General features: G+C 71.8%; 14 protein-coding genes and 1 pseudogene. 7 read left to right on the top strand and 8 right to left on the bottom strand.

The features are described from left to right. The first annotated feature begins 81 nt into the window (after positions 1–81). Together QC282_RS05715 and QC282_RS05710 are read left to right on the top strand one after the other, a co-directional pair. On the top strand, positions 82–600 hold the full coding sequence (locus QC282_RS05715; protein ID WP_279548091.1) for a pyridoxamine 5'-phosphate oxidase family protein: 519 nt from the start codon (positions 82–84) through the stop codon (positions 598–600). 28 nt (positions 601–628) lie between these two features. Further along, on the top strand, positions 629–1,078 hold the full coding sequence (locus QC282_RS05710) for a VOC family protein (protein ID WP_279548090.1): 450 nt from the start codon (positions 629–631) through the stop codon (positions 1,076–1,078). A 38-nt stretch (positions 1,079–1,116) separates the two neighbouring features. Here QC282_RS05710 and QC282_RS05705 read toward each other — a convergent pair whose 3' ends face one another. Further along, positions 1,117–2,664 (bottom strand): pectate lyase, encoded by a 1,548-nt coding sequence (locus QC282_RS05705; RefSeq protein ID WP_279548089.1) that lies wholly within the window; start codon positions 2,662–2,664, stop codon positions 1,117–1,119. A 438-nt stretch (positions 2,665–3,102) separates the two neighbouring features. Here QC282_RS05705 and QC282_RS05700 point away from each other — a divergent pair. Continuing rightward, positions 3,103–3,311: pseudogene (locus QC282_RS05700) on the top strand (DUF397 domain-containing protein). A 5-nt stretch (positions 3,312–3,316) separates the two neighbouring features. Here the strand turns inward: QC282_RS05700 and QC282_RS05695 are convergent. The 3 genes from QC282_RS05695 to QC282_RS05685 all read right to left on the bottom strand — a co-directional run bounded on the left by QC282_RS05695 (position 3,317) and on the right by QC282_RS05685 (position 7,035). After that, positions 3,317–5,071, bottom strand: coding sequence for an NAD+ synthase (locus QC282_RS05695; RefSeq protein ID WP_279548088.1), 1,755 nt, complete (start codon positions 5,069–5,071; stop codon positions 3,317–3,319). 723 nt (positions 5,072–5,794) lie between these two features. Next, positions 5,795–6,421, bottom strand: a complete 627-nt coding sequence (locus QC282_RS05690; protein ID WP_279548087.1) for a DUF305 domain-containing protein — start codon at positions 6,419–6,421, stop codon at positions 5,795–5,797. After that, positions 6,418–7,035, bottom strand: a complete 618-nt coding sequence (locus QC282_RS05685) for a DUF3105 domain-containing protein (RefSeq protein ID WP_279548212.1) — start codon at positions 7,033–7,035, stop codon at positions 6,418–6,420. The genes QC282_RS05690 and QC282_RS05685 overlap by 4 nt, the downstream gene beginning before the upstream one ends. A 397-nt stretch (positions 7,036–7,432) precedes the next feature. Between QC282_RS05685 and glnA the strand changes: the two genes are divergently transcribed. Beyond that, a complete protein-coding gene (glnA, locus tag QC282_RS05680) occupies positions 7,433–8,794 on the top strand; it encodes a type I glutamate--ammonia ligase (RefSeq protein ID WP_279548086.1) in 1,362 nt (453 codons plus the stop codon). 145 nt (positions 8,795–8,939) lie between these two features. On the opposite strand, the gene QC282_RS05675 is transcribed toward glnA, so the two are convergent. The 4 genes from QC282_RS05675 to QC282_RS05660 form a co-directional block, all read right to left on the bottom strand. Next, positions 8,940–10,418, bottom strand: coding sequence for an FG-GAP-like repeat-containing protein (locus QC282_RS05675; RefSeq protein ID WP_279548085.1), 1,479 nt, complete (start codon positions 10,416–10,418; stop codon positions 8,940–8,942). A gap of 132 nt (positions 10,419–10,550) precedes the next feature. Next, the gene (locus QC282_RS05670; RefSeq protein WP_279548084.1) at positions 10,551–10,781 is read right to left on the bottom strand and encodes a hypothetical protein; all 231 of its coding nucleotides are present in this window, start codon (positions 10,779–10,781) and stop codon (positions 10,551–10,553) included. Positions 10,782–11,065: 284 nt separating this feature from the next. Continuing rightward, positions 11,066–12,295: an MFS transporter gene (locus tag QC282_RS05665; RefSeq protein ID WP_279548083.1), complete on the bottom strand. Its 1,230-nt coding sequence runs from the start codon at positions 12,293–12,295 to the stop codon at positions 11,066–11,068. Between the two features lie 137 nt (positions 12,296–12,432). Then, positions 12,433–13,485, bottom strand: coding sequence for an endonuclease/exonuclease/phosphatase family protein (locus QC282_RS05660; protein ID WP_279548082.1), 1,053 nt, complete (start codon positions 13,483–13,485; stop codon positions 12,433–12,435). Between the two features lie 427 nt (positions 13,486–13,912). On the opposite strand from QC282_RS05660, the gene panB reads away from it, so the two are divergent. The 3 genes from panB to QC282_RS05645 all read left to right on the top strand — a co-directional run bounded on the left by panB (position 13,913) and on the right by QC282_RS05645 (position 16,875). Further along, on the top strand, positions 13,913–14,788 hold the full coding sequence (gene panB / locus QC282_RS05655; protein WP_279548081.1) for a 3-methyl-2-oxobutanoate hydroxymethyltransferase: 876 nt from the start codon (positions 13,913–13,915) through the stop codon (positions 14,786–14,788). Between the two features lie 237 nt (positions 14,789–15,025). Then, positions 15,026–16,045, top strand: coding sequence for an ATP-binding cassette domain-containing protein (locus QC282_RS05650; protein WP_279548080.1), 1,020 nt, complete (start codon positions 15,026–15,028; stop codon positions 16,043–16,045). Further along, positions 16,042–16,875, top strand: a complete 834-nt coding sequence (locus QC282_RS05645; RefSeq protein WP_279548079.1) for an ABC transporter permease — start codon at positions 16,042–16,044, stop codon at positions 16,873–16,875. The genes QC282_RS05650 and QC282_RS05645 overlap by 4 nt, the downstream gene beginning before the upstream one ends. Positions 16,876–16,889: the final 14 nt, after the last annotated feature.

Below are 16,889 nucleotides of genomic sequence, written 5' to 3'. Positions count from 1 at the left end.
ACCTGCCGGGGGAACGCCGTGAAGAGGGCGGCCCGCGCGGGGACGGCCCGCCGCGGGACCGTCCCGGTTGGGAGGACACCGATGACGCATCCGACGAGCGAGCCCGAGGCCCGCGTCGATCCCCGTTACAGCGACCCGTCGGCCACCGCGCCGCCGTGGGCGGACGCCGAGTCGCTGCTCGCCTCGGCCGAACTGTTCTGGATCTCGACGGTACGGCCGGACGGGCGGCCGCACGTGACGCCGCTGCCCGCGGTGTGGTCGGGGGGCGCGCTGCACTTCTGCACCGGGCCCGACGAGCGCAAGGCCCGCAACATCGCCGCCAACCCGCACGTCGTGCTGACCACCGGCACCAACATCTGGAACCGGGGCTACGACCTGGTCGTGGAGGGCGAGGCGGTCCGGGTGTCCGACGACGGCAGGCTGCGGGAGCTGGCCGCCGCGTGGGAGGCGAAGTACGGCGGCTTCTGGCACTTCGAGGTGCGCGACGGGTACTTCCACCACGGTCCCGGGCACGCCGTGGTGTTCTCGGTGGCGCCGCGCACCGTTTTCGGGTTCGGTAAGGGGGAGCCGTTCAGCCAGACGCGGTGGCGGTTCGACTGACGCCCGCGGCGACGAAGGAGCCGGGTCCATGGACATGACCCTCGAAGTGATCCCCCTTCCGGTGAGCGACATCGACCGGGCCAGGGACTTCTACCGGGACAAGGTCGGCTTCCACGTCGACATCGACCAGGAGGTCATGCCGGGACTGCGGATCGTGCAGCTGACGCCGCCCGGCTCGGGCTGTTCCGTCGCGCTCGGCGACAGCATCTGGGAGATGACGAAGGGCCCCCGCCCGGCCCCCGGCTCCTACCAAGGGCTCCAGCTGTGCGTCGCCGACATCGGGGCGGCCCGCGCGGAACTGGTCGGGCGCGGCCTGGACGTCTCCGAGCCGGTCCGGTACGCCCCGGACGACGGCGCGACGTTCATGTACTTCTCGGACCCGGACGGCAACGGCTGGGCGGTCCAGGAGTACCGGCGCAGGGCGACGGAACCGCTGCACAGGCTGCTGGCGGCGCTGGCGGCGCGCGGCGGGGCGTAGCGCGGGGACCGCGGTCGGCTGCGGCCCCCGCGCCCGTCCTAGCTCGCGTACGTCTCGAACTCGGCGACCTTCGGGGTGCCGGTCGAGCCGGTGATCTGGAACGTGATCTTGCTCAGGGTGGTCGTCGGGATGTCGATGACGCCCGCGCCGCTTCCGGTGGCGAGGACGGCGCCGGTGTCGTGGTTGACGACCCTCCAGGACCCGATCGCGCCCGCGGAGCCCGCCGCCTCCCGGATGGTGACCGTGGAGACGGTGGTGGCGGAGCCCCACTTCACGGAGACGGAGCCGGTGGAGCCGGACGGCGACCAGTGGGTGCTCAGGTCACCGTCGCGCACGTTGCCGTAGCTGGTCCCGTCGGCCTTGCTGGTGCCGTCGGCGCCGGCCGCGAGGCTGAGGTTGGTGCCGCCGGGCCGGGTCGGGGTGGGCGTGGGGTCGGTGGGGTCGGGCGTGGGGGTGGTCGGCGTGGGGCTCGGGGTCTGCGGGGTGCAGCTGCCGTCGGACACGCGAAGTCCCTTGCCCGCGCCCGCCGTCTGGCTCACGACGCTCGGCACGCAGGTGGCCGGGTCGGGGCTGAAGGCGTACGGGATGCTCACGGTGGTGTTGGACGTCGGATTGGGCCCGGCGGGGTAGTTGTCGGTGCCGGGGCTGGACCAGGTCACGTTGTCGAAGATGTTGCCGCCGACCTGCCAGTAGCCCTTGGCGTCGGTGTAGAAGGTGCCGAGGACGTCCTTGGAGTCCTCGAAGTAGTTGTTGTCCACCTTGGCCTTGGCGCCGGCCCGGGAGTTGATGCCGGAGTCGTTGAGGCTCTTGTAGTGGTTGTTGTACATGTGGCCGATGCCGCCGCGCAGCAGGGGCGCGCGGGAGTCGATGTTCTCGTACAGGTTGTGGTGGAACGTGACGTAGCCGTTGGACAGGTCGCTCTCGCTGGACCCGATGAGGCCGCCGCGGCCGGAGTTGCGCAGGACGCTGTACGACAGGGTCACGTACTGGGTGTTGTTCTTCATGTCGAACAGGCCGTCGTAGCCCTCCGACTCCCCGCCGGACGCCTCCAGCGTGGTGTGGTCGACCCAGACGTTGCGGACGTTGCTCTCCATGCCGATGGCGTCACCGCCGTTGGAGGTGGGCGAGCCCGACTTCTTGACGTTCCTGACCGTCACGTTCTGGATGATGATGTTGCGGGCGTCGCGGATGTGGATGCCCACCTGGTCGAAGACGGCGCCGCTGCCGACGCCCACGATGGTGACGTTGCTGATCTGCTTCAGCTCGATCACGCCGTCGGCGGTGCTGCAACTGGGGCCGGACACCTTGCTGGTGTTGCCGTGGTTGACGGTCCCCTCCACCTGGATGGTGATGGGGGTGCTGCTGCTGGCCCGGGTGCACAGGGCCTGGTGGATCGCGGTGCCCGTGGTGGCACGGACGGTCTGCCCGCCCGCTCCGCCGGTGGTCCCGCCGTTCTGGCTCGCGAAGCCGGTGGCGCCGGCGGTCGCGGCCGACGCCTCGGGCATCGACAGCGCCACTCCGGCCGCGGCGGCGACGGCCCCCGTGGCCAGCACCGCACAGAGTCGCAGTGCGACTGGTCGTCTCATTCTCGCCTCACCTTTCGTCATCGATACGGGTGGTGCGCGCCGCGCCGGGCTGCCCTTGGCCACGGGCAACCGAGTGTCATGGGCATGACAGTCCGCCGCATCACGGCCACCCCGCCCAGGGGCGGGCCATGACACCGCGGCGGCTCGCACGGCTCTTGCGGGTGACGCTCCAACCAGCGGCGACAGCCGCCGAGTTGACAGGTGGGATCGCTCCCACACCTCACCGGGAAAGCGCTTTCTGTTCGCGCACCATAGGATGCCGCCGACGGAGGTGGCAAGGCTCCGCACAGTTATGGAGGGCCCCATTCCGGATCACGCCGGAACGGCGTGGTCACCCGGGGGCGTGCCAGGGCGGCAAGCGGATTCCCCGTCCGGAGCACCTGCAGCGCGCGGACGAGGTGCTGGGGGCGGGCGGGTCGCTCAGAGGCTTGGAGAGTCATGACCCACGGCCCGGCCGTCGCGGGCACCTCCGCACTGGCGTGGTTCAAGAGCAGTTACAGCAGCAGCGGCGAGGGCAACGACTGCGTGGAAACAGCCATGACCACCGGCGCTGTCCGTGTCCGGGACTCCAAGGCCCCCAGGGCCCCCGACCGGCCCTCTCCCCCGGGGCCTGGGCCGGTCCGGTGGCCCAGGCCCGCCAGGGGTGAGGTCCTCAGCCGGTTTCGCGCCACCGGTTGGTGATGGGCAGCCGCCGGTCCTTGCCGAACCCCTTGGGGGAGATCTTGGTGCCCGGCGGGTACTGGCGCCGCTTGTACTCGGCGGTGTCGACCATGCGCAGCGTCTTCGTCACGAGCGCGGGATCGAACCCGGCGGCGACGATCCGGTCGGCCCCCTGGTCCCGGTCGACGTACCGCGCCAGGATCGCGTCGAGCACGGGGTAGTCGGGCAGCGAGTCGGTGTCGACCTGCCCCGGCCGCAGCTCGGCGCTGGGCGGCTTGGTGATGGAGTTCTCCGGAATGGGCGGGGTCTGCCCCCGTGCGACGGCGGCCCGGTTGCGCCACTCGGCGAGCCGGAAGACCAGCGTCTTGTAGACGTCCTTGATGGGCCCGTAGGCGCCCACGGAGTCGCCGTACAGCGTCGAATACCCCACCGCCAGCTCGGACTTGTTGCCGGGGGCGAGGACGAGGTGCCCCTCCTGGTTGGAGACGGCCATGAGCAGCGTCCCGCGCAACCGGGACTGGAGGTTCTCCTCGGCGAGCCCGGTCAGCCCCAGGGCGCCCATGTAGGCGTCGAACATCGGCTCGATGGACACGGTACGGAAGTTGAGCCCGGTCCGGCGCGCGAGCTCGGCGGCGTCGTCGCGGGAGTGCCGGGAGGAGTACTTGGACGGCATGGAGATGCCGTACACGTTCCCCGCGCCGACGGCGTCGCAGGCGATGGCGGCGACGAGGGACGAGTCGATGCCGCCGGACAGCCCGACGAGGACGGACCGGAACCCGTTCTTCTCGACGTAGGCGCGCAGCCCGACGACCAGGGCGGAGTACACCTCTTCGTCGTCGTCGAGCCGAGCGGCGTAGGTCCCGCTCGCCACGGCCTCGTAGGCGGGCAGGGGCTCCTCGGACAGCACGACCCGCTCGATGCGCAGCCCGTCGTCCACGACGCCGCTGGGGGCGTCCGCGGAGGCGGCGGGCAACCGCAGGTCGAGCACGAGGCATTCCTCCGCGAACTGCGGGGAACGGGCGAGGACTTCACCACCGGCGTCCACGACGATGGAGTCGCCGTCGAAGACCAGCTCGTCCTGCCCGCCCACCATGGCGAGGTAGGCGGTGGTGCAGCCGGCCTCCTGGGCCCGCTTGCGGACGAGCTCCAGCCGGGTGTCGTCCTTCTCCCGCTCGTACGGCGAGGCGTTCACCGACAGCAGCAGCCCGGCCCGCGCCGACCGCGCCGCCGGCACGCGCCCGCCGTCCTGCCAGAGGTCCTCGCAGATGGCCAGCGCCACATCCACCCCGTGCACCCGCAGCACGGGCAGGGTGTCGCCGGGCACGAAGTACCGGAACTCGTCGAAGACGCCGTAGTTCGGCAGGTGGTGCTTGGCGAAGGTGAGCACGACGTCGCCGCCGTACAGCACGGCCGCGGCGTTCTGCGGGGCGCCGGCGGGCTGACCGTACTTCGGCTGGGCGGTCTCGCAGCGGTCGAGGTAGCCGACGACCACCGGCAGCCCACCGAACCCCTCGTCGGCCAGCCGGACGGCGAGAGCGCGCAGCGCGGCACGGGACGCCTCCACGAAGGACGACCGCAGGGCCAGGTCCTCGACGGGATACCCGGTCAGCGCCATCTCCGGGAACGCCACGAGATGCGCTCCCTGCTCGGCGGAACGACGGGTCCAGCGGACGATGCTCTCGCTGTTCCCGACGAGGTCGCCGACGCGCGAGTCGATCTGATTCAGGGCGAGGCGTAGTTGAGGCACGGGGTCAGTGTAATCGTCATTTCGACGCAATGGGGGGCGGACGGGTGTGACGACGAACGCGCCGCCCGCGTTCACGGTGCCCGCGGGGGGTCCGGGCGACCCGGCGTTGGCGTTCCCTCGGGGGTCCGGGCGACCCGGCGTCGGTGTTCCCGCAGGGGGTCCGGGCGACCCGGCGTTGATGTTGCCGCAGGGGTTCGCGCGGCCCGGCGTTGGCGTGCACGGGGGGTGGGTCGCGCGGCCCGGCGCTGACGGGTTGCCGCCCGCGCCCACCCGTGCCGCCCCAGCGGCACGACTGCCCGCGGGTTGCGGCGTGCCGCCGCCCTGCCACCGCAGCCGCCGCGCGGGATGGGCGGGACAGGACGGATCACCGGGCCGCAGTCGCGTACGGCGGGAAGGGGACGTGTCGGGGGGTGTCCGCCCGCAGCGGTTGGCGCGTCAACGCCAGGGCGTTTTCAAGTGACCGATTCCGCGCCGTTCCGAGGACGGACACCCCCCGGCGCGGCCCCGACCCACCCACCGGCACAAGGCGCTACGCAAGCCACCCACGGCCCCGCACAGGCCGCCGCAGGCACCCCGCCAACCGCCGGAGGCACAGCGCAGCGCTGACCCGCCACCGAACCGACGGCGCAACGCAAGCCACCCACCGCCCCGCACAGGCCGCCGCAGGCATCACATCCAGCCCAGCCACCACCGACCGCCACGACCGCCACGACCGCCACGACGCTACGACCGCTCCCGCACCATCTCCGCCATCAGCCGGATCTCCGACTCCTGCGCCTCCACCATCCCCCGCGCCAGCCGCTTCTCCACCTCGACCGTGCACTTCGCGGCACACCCCTCCGCCATGTGCACCCCACCCTTGTGGTGCTCGGTCATCAGCCGCAGGTAGTAGACCTCCGCCGCCCGCCCCCGCAGCTCCCCCAGCCGCTCCAGTTCCGCGTCCGTCGCCATCCCCGGCATCAGCGCCCCGTCCCCCTTGGACGGCGCCCCGCTCATCCCCATCCAGGTCATCGGCGGATCCGACGACACCTTCGGCAGCCCCCACAGGGTCAGCCAACCCAGCAGCATCCCCCGCTGGTTCGCCTGCGTCTGCGCGATGTCGTACGCGAGCCGCCGCACCTCCACGTCGTCGGTACGGTCCCGCACGATGTACGACATCTCCACGGCCTGCTGGTGATGCACGGCCATGTCGCGGGCGAACCCGGCGTCGGCGGACGACGCGGCCGGCACCTCGACGCCCGCCCCGTCGCTCGCGGCGTCCCCGGCGTCCCCGGCAACCGCGAACGTCACCGCGCCGACGGCGACCAGCACCGCCGCCGCGCCGCCCGCGATCCAGCCGGCGCGCCTCACTGCGGCAGCCCACCCGTACAGGCGGCCCCCGGCTCCGGCGTCTGCGCGCCCTGCACGAACTTCTCGAAGAACTTGTCGACGTTAGGGTCGTCGGCCCCGCTCACCGTCCGCTGGTGCCCCCACGCCGTCAGCATGATCGGGTCCTGCTGCCCCTCCACGGGGCTCATCAGCGAGTACGGCGTCTTCTTCACCTTCGCCGCGAGCGCGTCCACGTCGGCCTTGTCTGCCTTCGCGTTGTACGTCACCCACACGGCCCCGTGCTCCAGCGAGTGCACGGCGTTCACGTTGTTGATCGCCTTGGTGTAGACGTCCCCGTTGCAGTTCATCCAGACCTGGTTGTGGTCGCCCCCGACGGGCGGCTCGGTCGGGTACTCCACGGCCTTGGTGACGTGGTTGCGGGCCAGCTTGCCCTTCCACTCCTTCACCCCGTCCGCGCCGGTCACGAACTTCCCGGACCCCTTGGAGTCGCCGGAGGCGCTGTCGGACGAGCCGGAGTCGGACTGCGACCGCACCAGCACCACGCCGCCCACGACGAGGGCGGCGACGACCACGGCACTGGCGCCGATGGTCAGCGCCCGGTTGCGCCGGTCGCGTGCCTGCTCCGCACGCCGCATCTCGGCTATCCGGGCCTGACGGGCGGAGCCGCTGCTGTTGTTGCCGGTGCTGCCGGTCTTGCCGGCCTTGCCGGAGCCGTTCTTCGCGGAACCCATGGTTCGTGTCCTTCGGGGCAGGTGACGGACGAGGCCCGCTGATCGTACTGGGATGCGAAGAAACAGCCGAGACCGCGAACCGGGTTCCGTCCGTCCCGCCGTTACGCGCACAGCAGGCAGCAGGCAAGATGGGCGGCAGAGCGGTAACCCGCCGTACGCCAGGCGTTAAGACCGGGGTCGGCCGCCCGATCAGGGTCCGCAACGCGCATGAAATGGTGTTGTGGTGGGATGCTCAGGTGCCCGACCGCCTCCCGCGGTACCGGAGACAGGCGGCCTGACCAGCAAGGATGGGAAGCGGAAGATGGACAAGCAGCAGGAGTTCGTGCTCCGTACGTTGGAGGAGCGCGACATCCGTTTCGTACGCCTGTGGTTCACGGACGTGCTGGGCTTCCTCAAGTCGGTCGCCGTGGCCCCCGCCGAGCTGGAGCAGGCCTTCGACGAGGGCATCGGCTTCGACGGCTCCGCGATCGAGGGCTTCGCCCGGGTGTACGAGTCCGACATGATCGCCAAGCCGGACCCGTCCACCTTCCAGGTGCTGCCCTGGCGCGCGGAGGCGCCCGGCACGGCCCGGATGTTCTGCGACATCCTCATGCCGGACGGCTCGCCGTCCTTCGCCGACCCGCGCTACGTCCTCAAGCGTGCCCTGGCGCGCGCCTCGGACCTGGGCTTCACGTTCTACACGCACCCGGAGATCGAGTTCTTCCTGCTGAAGGACAAGCCGGTCGACGGCTCCCGCCCGACCCCGGCCGACAACTCGGGCTACTTCGACCACACCCCGCAGAACGTCGGCATGGACTTCCGCCGCCAGGCGATCACGATGCTGGAGTCGATGGGCATCTCGGTGGAGTTCTCCCACCACGAGGGCGCCCCGGGCCAGCAGGAGATCGACCTGCGGTACGCGGACGCGCTGTCGACGGCCGACAACATCATGACGTTCCGCCTGGTGATGAAGCAGGTGGCGCTGGAGCAGGGCGTGCAGGCGACGTTCATGCCGAAGCCGTTCTCGGAGCACCCCGGCAGCGGCATGCACACGCACCTCTCCCTCTTCGAGGGCGACCGCAACGCGTTCTACGAGTCGGGCGCCGAGTACCAGCTGTCCAAGGTCGGCCGCTCCTTCATCGCGGGTCTGCTCAGGCACGCGGCGGAGGTCTCCGCGGTGACGAACCAGTGGGTCAACTCGTACAAGCGCATCTGGGGCGGCACGGAGCGCACGGCGGGCGCGGGCGGCGAGGCGCCGTCGTACATCTGCTGGGGCCACAACAACCGCTCGGCGCTGGTGCGGGTGCCGATGTACAAGCCGGGCAAGACCGGCTCGGCCCGCGTCGAGGTCCGCTCCCTGGACTCCGGCGCCAACCCGTACCTGTCCTACGCCGTCCTGCTGGCCGCCGGCCTGAAGGGCATCGAGGAGGGCTACGAGCTCCCGCCGGGCGCCGAGGACGACGTGTGGGCCCTGTCCGACGGGGAACGCCGCGCGATGGGCATCGAGCCCCTGCCCCAGAACCTGGGCGAGGCCCTGGACCTGATGCAGCGCAGCGACCTGGTCGCAGAAACGCTCGGCGAGCACGTCTTCGACTTCTTCCTGCGCAACAAGAAGCAGGAGTGGGAGGAGTACCGCTCCGAGGTGACCGCCTTCGAGCTGCGCAAGAACCTGCCGGTGCTGTAAGCGCAGGTCAGGGCGGGGTTTCCCGCTGATTCAGCGAATGGGGCCGACGGTCACGGACCGTCGGCCCCGTCGCAACCAGGTACCGAAGCCCCAGCTCAGCGGCAGGTGGCCCACTCGCCGCCCCGGCCGCCCGGCCGTCGTCCGGTCAGCCTCCGAGCACCGATCCGAAGGACTTGTTGCGGTAGGTCAGGCCGAACGCCTTCTCGCTGAACGACACCGCGCCGGACGTCGTGAGCCCCGAGGCGCTGCCGCGCAGGATCCAGTCGGCACCGTCGGAGTAGTGGACGTCGTCGTCGAAGACGTCCTCACCGCGGGCGGCGGCGGTGAGGTCCGCGCGGCCGTCGCCGTTCAGGTCCTGAAGCCGGAGGCCCGATCCCATGTGGTCCGCGAACTCGGCGGTGCCGGGCACACCCGTGGTGTTCTGTGTGAAGGACTGGGCACCGGTGCCGGTCAGTCCGGAGGCCGAGCCCTTGAGCAGCCAGACCGCTCCGGCGTACTCGAGGGTGCCGACAGCCTCGGCGGACGCGCTCACTGCCGCATCCGCGTAGCCGTCGCCGTTGACGTCGCCGGCGGAGACGGAGCCGCCGAAGCCGTCGCCCGACTCGTTCGCGCCCGGGACCCCCGCGGTGTCCTGGTCGATCAGCCGACTGCGCGTGCTGCCCGGGATGCCGCCGGTGCCCCCGTAGTGGACGGCGATGGTGCCTGCTCCCGAGGCCCCCTGTCCGTAGGTGACCAGGTCGTCGTACCCGTCCTTGTCGAAGTCGCCCGCCGCGCGTGCGTGCGCGGCGGTGAGCGGCACGCTCGCTGGATTGTCGGTGAACGTCATGCCGTCGGTGCCGCCCGCGTAGTAGCCGAGCCACACGCCCGTTTCCCCGTGCTCGTCGTCCTCGTAGTCGTTGTCCCCCGAGACGGCCAGATCGGCGGCGCCGTTGCCGTCGAAGTCGCCCGCCACGATCGCTCCGGTCCCCCGGGTCGCCCCGGAGGGGCCGGTCGACAGGTCGGTCCGGGCGGGCGCCGTGCTGCGCGTGAATCCGTCGTCGAACACCGAGATTCCGGAGTGGCCGGTGACGGCGAGCTGGTCGTGGCCGTCGCCGTCGAAGTCGCCGACCGCGAGGTTGGAGCCGTACAGGTAGCGGGAGGACGAGTCCGACGCCGCGTACACGGTCAGCGCCCCGTTGACGAGCCCTCTGGAGCCACCCCACAGGATCTGGACGATGCCGAAGTCGGGAGCGGCCGAGGCCTTCTCCGACGGCACGCCGACAGCCAGGTCGGTGTAGCCGTCGCCGTCGAGGTCGCCCGTGGCGTAGGACGTGCCGAACTTGTCGTACGCCTCCGCCGTGCCCGGAACTCCCGCGGTGTACTGGCTGATCAGTGCGGAACGGCCGGCCGAGACGCCGGAGGCCGAGCCGTACAGGACGGTCAACTGCCCCGCCTGCGTCTGTCCGTTCACCGTGGCCTTGGGAGTGGCGACCACCAGGTCCTTGTAGCCGTCGCCGTTGAAGTCGTCGCCGTTGAAGTCGTCGGCTGTGGCGCCGACGGCGGAGGCGGGAGCCGCGAGGGGCAGGGCCAGGCCGCCTGCCGCGAGCACGGCCACGGCTGTGGCTGCCAGAAGTCTTCTACGCACGTCGACCCTCTTCACCCTCGGTTGGGACTGTGTTCACACAGGTGACCCGTGGGCCGACTGCATGGTTGCCCTGCGCCATCGGTCGGGACTGGCCCACACCGCTGTGAGGTGGCCGGCGTAGCCGCCGTCGGCTCAGACCCGCGCCGGCCACCGGAAGTGCCTCTTTGCCGTGGGCAGCGGGATGCGGGCGGCGTCCCGGTCGGTCGTGGACGCCGGCGTGACCAGCACGGCCAGCACGGCCAGCAGGAGTCCCCGGGTGTCGAAGGCGGTTCTGTACCGCGACAGCAGGGCTCCAGTGACCGTCTTCACGGGAGCGACCAGCCGGGCCACCGTGACCGGATGCCGCGCGGCGACGCGGCGCACTGGCGGGCCGGGACCTGGCCATCGACGTGCGGGCGGACGCCGTCCTCGTTGACTCGTCGACTCGTCGAACGGAGATTTCTGACGCGGCAGGCGCGCGCTATCCACCGGCGGCAAGTGAAGGGACCAGCATCGCCCCGCCTCCGAGGACGACCAACTGCACGATGCCGGGGATGCGCCAGCCCAGGGCGAGGAGGCCACCGCCCGTGAGCACTGCGATGCCTGGTGACGAAGAGGGCGCCCGGCACCAGCCGGGCGCCCTCTCCTCCTGCCGCGCGGCTACGCGCTCACCGCACCGGTGTCGACGTGTCCGCGTGCTCCGGCACATGCGACGCCACCAGGCGTTCCTTCGACACGCGGGGCGTGTTCGCGCGGCGGTGGTCCACCGCGTACGCCGTCGCCGCGACGGCCAGGCCGAGGACGGCCAGGGCCGCGCCGGCCAGTGCCGGGGAGGTCGTGCCCAGGCCCGCCGCGAGGGCGAGGCCGCCGATCCAGGCGCCGCCGGCGTTGGCCAGGTTGAACGCGGCCTGGTTGGCGGAGGACGCCAGGGACGGGGCCGCCGACGCCTTCTCCATGACCATCAGTTGCAGCGGCGAGCCGGTGACGAAGGCCGCCATGCCGAGCAGGGTGACCGCCACCGCGGCCGTCCACTGCGTGCTCATGAGGAGCGGGAACGCCGCCAGCGTCACGACGAGGGCCGTCAGGCCGCCGAACAGCGTGCCGCGCATCGCGTGGTCGGCCAGCCGGCCGCCCAGCAGGTTGCCGGCCGTCGCGCCGACGCCGAACAGCGCCAGCAGCAGGGTGACGCTGGTGTCGGCGTACCCGGCGGAGTCGGTGAGCATCGGCGTGATGTAGCTGTACGCCGCGAACAGCGCGCCGAAGCCCGCGACCGTGGTGCCGAGGGCCAGCCACACCGGCAGGGAGCGCAGCGCGGCCAGTTCGCCGCGCAGGCCGGCCGCCTCGGCGTGCTGGTGGTCGTGCGGGATGAGCCAGGCCAGGGAGGCGATCGCCGCGAGTCCGATGGCGCTCACGCCGAGGAAGGTGGCGCGCCAGCCGAGGTGCTGGCCCATGAGCGTGGCCACGGGGACGCCCGCGATGTTGGCGACCGTCAGGCCGAGGAACATCAGGGAGACCGAGCGGGCCCTGCGGTCGGGGCTCACCATGTTGGTGGCGACGACGGCGCCCACGCCGAAGAAGGCGCCGTGCGGCAGGCCGCTCAGGAAGCGGGCCGCGAGCAGCCAGTGGTGGTCGGGGGCGAACGCGGAGAGCGCGTTGCCGACCACGAACAGGACCATCAGGGCGATCAGGACGGTGCGGCGGGACATGCGGGCCGTGACCGCGGCGAGCAGCGGTGCGCCGATGACGACGCCGAGCGCGTAGGCGGAGACGAGATGGCCCGCGGAGGGGAGGGAGATGTTCAGGTCGTCCGCGACGTCGGGCAGGAGGCCCATCATCACGAACTCGGTGGTGCCGATGCCGAAGGCGCCCACGGCGAGGGCTAGCAGGGCCAGGGGCATGGAGGGGCCTGTGCCTTTCAGAGGGGAGTTCCGTACGTCCTTAAGTTCAAGTACGGAACAAAGTCTCTCAGGCTCAGTATTCCGGCGTGTGAACAGGCGGTTGCCGAGAACCGCCCATTCATGGCTGACCTGGGGTTTCAGGAGGCCGTTGTGTCGACCCTCACACGCGCCGCGACCGGGAGGTGGTCGCTGCCCGTTCGCGGGAGCGTCCAGGAGCTTTCCGGCTCGACGCCCTTGACCATGATCTGGTCGATGCGCGCCATCGGGAACGACGCCGGCCAGCTGAACCCGAAGCCGCTGCCCGCCGCGCCCTGCGTGGAGCGCATCTGGGAGGTGACGGCGTTCAGCGCGCGGTCGTTCATGGTGCCGTTGAGGTCGCCGAGCAGGACGACCCGGGTGAGCCGCTCGCCGGCGATGGCCTCGCCGAGCGCGTCGGCGCTCTTGTCGCGCTGCCGGGCCGTGAAGCCGGCCTCCAGCTTCACCCGGACGGACGGGAGGTGGGCGACGTAGACGGCGACCTGGCCGGCCGGGGTGGTGACCGTGGCGCGCATCGCGCGCTTCCAGCCGAGCTTGATGTCGACGTCCTCGACGCCGGTCATCGGGTGCTTGCTCCACAGGCCGACGGTGCCCACGACCGCGTGGTGCGGATACGCCGACGCCAGCGCCTTCTCGTACGTCGGGACCGCCGCGGCCGTCAGCTCCTCCAGCGCCACCACGTCCGCGCCGGAGGCGGCGACGTCGCGGGCGGTGCCGGACGGGTCGGAGTTGTCGGCGTTGACGTTGTGGGTGACGACCGTCAGGTCGCCGCCGGGTGCCGTCTTGTCGGTGAGCAGCCCGCCGAACAGCGTCAGCCAGACGACCGCCGGCACCAGCACCGCGACCAGCGCGGTCACCGAGCGGCGCACCAGCGCCAGGACCAGCAGGACCAGCACCAGCAGGCCCAGCCAGGGCAGGAAGGTCTCCGTGAGGCTGCCGAGGTTGCCGACCGCGTTCGGGATGCGCGAGTGGGCCAGCATCACCAGCGCCAGCAGCACCCCGGCGGCGGCCACGAGCACACCGCGCCGCCAGACTCCCCCGTCGCCCCACCGGCCGGCGGCCGGCCGGGAGAACAGGCGCCGGAATCCGGGATGGGGACGCTCGGACCGAGTGCCGCCGTTGTCCGTATCCGTCACGTACGCCTGCTGCGCCATACCGTCGCCTCACTGCCTGCCGTGCGCACCGTCACCCCCGTGGCTACGACCCTAGGGGATGATCGGCTCCGATCCCCGCCGTCCTGTGACGGCCGTACGGGCACGAGGACGAGCGGAGGCGCGGTCCGAGTTCCGGGTTGCGGGGCGGCAGGGGCCTCTGTGACGAAACGCGCACATTCGGGTTCCGGTGCGCGACCGGGGCCACGGAAGCGGCGGGCGGGTCGCGGCGCGGATGCCGAAGCACGACCGCGGCCACGGAAGCCGCGGGCGGCCGCGGCGCGGCTGCCCAAGCGCGGTCGCCCGCCGGGGCCTTGCGTGGAACGCGTCACAGGGACCGCCCTAGCCGTCGCCGACCCGAAGTGCCACCATGGAGGGGATCCGGGGACGCCGTCAGGGCGCCTCGAGATGACTTGTGAGGAGCGTTGCCATGACGCAGCTTTCGGCTGCCCAGACTGCGCAGCCCAGGCCCTCCGACGGCAGCAGGGCGCTGTACGGGGGCAGGACCAGCCGCCGCATCACCGTCCGGGACATCGCCGCCGCCAAGGAGCGCGGCGAGAAGTGGCCCATGCTCACCGCGTACGACGCGCTGACCGCCTCCGTCTTCGACGAGGCCGGGATTCCGGTCCTCCTGGTCGGCGACTCGGCGGGCAACTGCCACCTCGGCTACGACACCACGGTGCCCGTCACGCTCGACGAGATGACGATGCTGTCCGCGGCCGTCGTCCGCGGCACCAGGCGCTCCCTCGTCGTCGGCGACCTGCCGTTCGGCTCCTACCAGGAGGGTCCGGTGCAGGCGCTGCGCTCGGCGACCCGGCTGGTGAAGGAGGCCGGGGTCGGCGCGGTCAAGCTGGAGGGCGGCGAGCGCTCGCACGAGCAGATCCGGCTGCTGGTGGAGTCCGGCATCCCGGTGATGGCGCACATCGGTCTGACGCCGCAGTCGGTGCACGCGATGGGCTACCGCGTGCAGGGGCGCGGCGAGGAGGCGGCGCAGCAGCTGCTGCGGGACGCCAAGGCCGTGCAGGACGCGGGCGCGTTCGCGGTCGTGCTGGAGCTGGTGCCGGCCGAGCTGGCCGCCGAGGTGACGCGGACGCTGCACATCCCGACGGTCGGGATCGGCGCCGGTTCCGAGACGGACGCGCAGGTGCTGGTGTGGACCGACATGCTCGGGCTGACCGGGGGCCGGGTGCCGAAGTTCGTGAAGCAGTACGCCGATCTGCGTGAGGTGATGGGCGGCGCGGTGAAGGCGTTCGCCGAGGACGTGGTCGGCGGAACGTTCCCCTCGGAGGAACACGCCGTCCACTGAACCCACTGAGCCACTGCGGTAACACCCGGGCAGCCCTCGCCGATCTTCCCCCGTCGGCGGGGGCTGCCGTCTGCCGGCGGCCGGGCGGCGTTCGCGCCCCCGTGTCGGCCGGCTGTCGGTCGGATGCCGGGCCGCTGCCGGTCGTGCCGGGCCGCTGCCGGTCGGATGTCGGGCCGCTGCCGGTCGTGCCGGGCCGCTGTCGGTGGTGTGTCGGGCGGGGCTGGGAGCGTCGGTGGCATGACGCGAATCGACGTGACAAGAGGCGGCGTGGCCGTCGCCGTACGGGGGCTGGTCAAGCACTACGGGGACACCAGGGCGCTGGACGGGGTGGATCTGGAGGTGCGGGAGGGGACCGTGATGGGGGTGCTCGGTCCGAACGGGGCCGGGAAGACCACCCTGGTGCGGATTCTGTCCACGCTGCTCGCCCCCGACGCCGGGCGGGCGACCGTGGCCGGGTACGACGTCGTACGGCAGCCCCGGCAGCTGCGGCGGGTGATCGGGCTGACCGGGCAGTACGCCTCCGTGGACGAGAAGCTCCCCGGGTGGGAGAACCTGTACCTCATCGGGCGGCTGCTCGATCTGCCCCGCAAGGAGGCGCGGGCCCGCGCCGACGGACTCCTGGAGCGGTTCGCGCTGACGGACGCGGCCCGGCGACCGGCCGGCACCTACTCCGGCGGCATGCGGCGGCGGCTCGACCTGGCCGCGTCCATGATCGGGCGTCCCGCCGTGCTGTTCCTGGACGAGCCGACGACGGGACTGGACCCGCGTACCCGCAACGAGGTGTGGGACGAGGTCAAGAGCATGGTCGGCGACGGGGTGACCGTGCTGCTGACCACGCAGTACATGGAGGAGGCCGAGCAACTCGCCTCCGGACTGACCGTGGTGGACCGGGGCCGGGTCATCGCCCGGGGCGGCATCGAGGAGCTGAAGGCGAAGGTCGGCGGCCGCACCCTGCGCGTCCGCCCGGCCGACCCGGCGCAGGTGCGGCCGCTGGCCGCCGCGCTCGACGGCCTCGGCATCACCGGGCTCGCGACGACCACCGTGGACGCCGAGCGCGGCACCGTGCTGGTGCCGGTGCTCAGCGACGAGCAGCTGACCGCCGTCGTCGGAGCCGTCACCGCGCGCGGCATCACGCTCGCCTCGATCAGCACCGAACTGCCCAGCCTGGACGAGGTGTTCCTGTCGCTCACCGGCCACCGCGCCAGTGTCCCGCAGGACACCGTGCCCGCCGACGACCGCGAGGAGGTCGCCGCGTGACCGCCACCGCCCCCTACCCGGCCGGCGGCACGGCCGACGCCACGGCCGACGCCCGGATCCCGCTGCGCGGGCATCTGCGGCACACCGGCGCGCTGGTGCGCCGCAACCTGCTGTGGATCCGGCAGGACCCGGAGTCGATGTTCGACGCGATCCTGTTCCCGGTCGTCTTCACGCTGCTGTTCGTGTACGTCTTCGGCGGCTCCATCGGGCAGTCCCTCGGCGGCGGTCAGGAGCAGTACGTGCAGTACATCGTGCCCGGCCTGATGGCCATGATGGGCATGAACATGGCCCAGGGCGTGGGCACCGGCTTCAACCAGGACTTCAACACCGGGGTCATGGACCGGTTCCGTTCGCTGCCCATCGGGCGCGGCTCGGTGCTGTTCGCGAAGATCGCGGTGGAGATGGCGCGGATGCTGTTCGCGACCGTCGTCCTGCTGGTGGTCGGCGTCCTGGTGGGCTTCGACATCACGCGCTGGCCCGGGCTGTTCGCCGCCGTGGGACTGTCCGCGCTGTTCGGCTCGGCCCTGATGTGGGTGTTCCTGACGCTCGGCGTGGTGATGAAGAACGCGCAGTCCGTGCAGGCGATGGGCTTCCTGGTGCTGATGCCGTTGCAGTTCGGCTCGTCGATCTTCGCGCCGCCGCAGTCGATGCCGGGTTGGCTGGAGAAGTTCACCGAGTACAACCCGCTGTCCTCGCTCGCCGACGCCGCCCGCGGGCTGATGGTCGGCGGCCCGGTCGCGGGCGACCTGTGGATGACGATCGGCTGGTCGGTGGCGATCACGGCGGTGATGGCGCCGGTCGCGATCCACAAGTTCCGCACCAAGAGCTGACCCGGCCCGCCGGT

Source organism: Streptomyces sp. DH24 (assembly GCF_029813775.1).
Classification (GTDB): Bacteria; Actinomycetota; Actinomycetes; order Streptomycetales; family Streptomycetaceae; genus Streptomyces.
The sequence above is the reverse complement of the archived record's forward strand: the minus strand, read 5'-3'. Positions and strand labels throughout refer to the sequence as shown.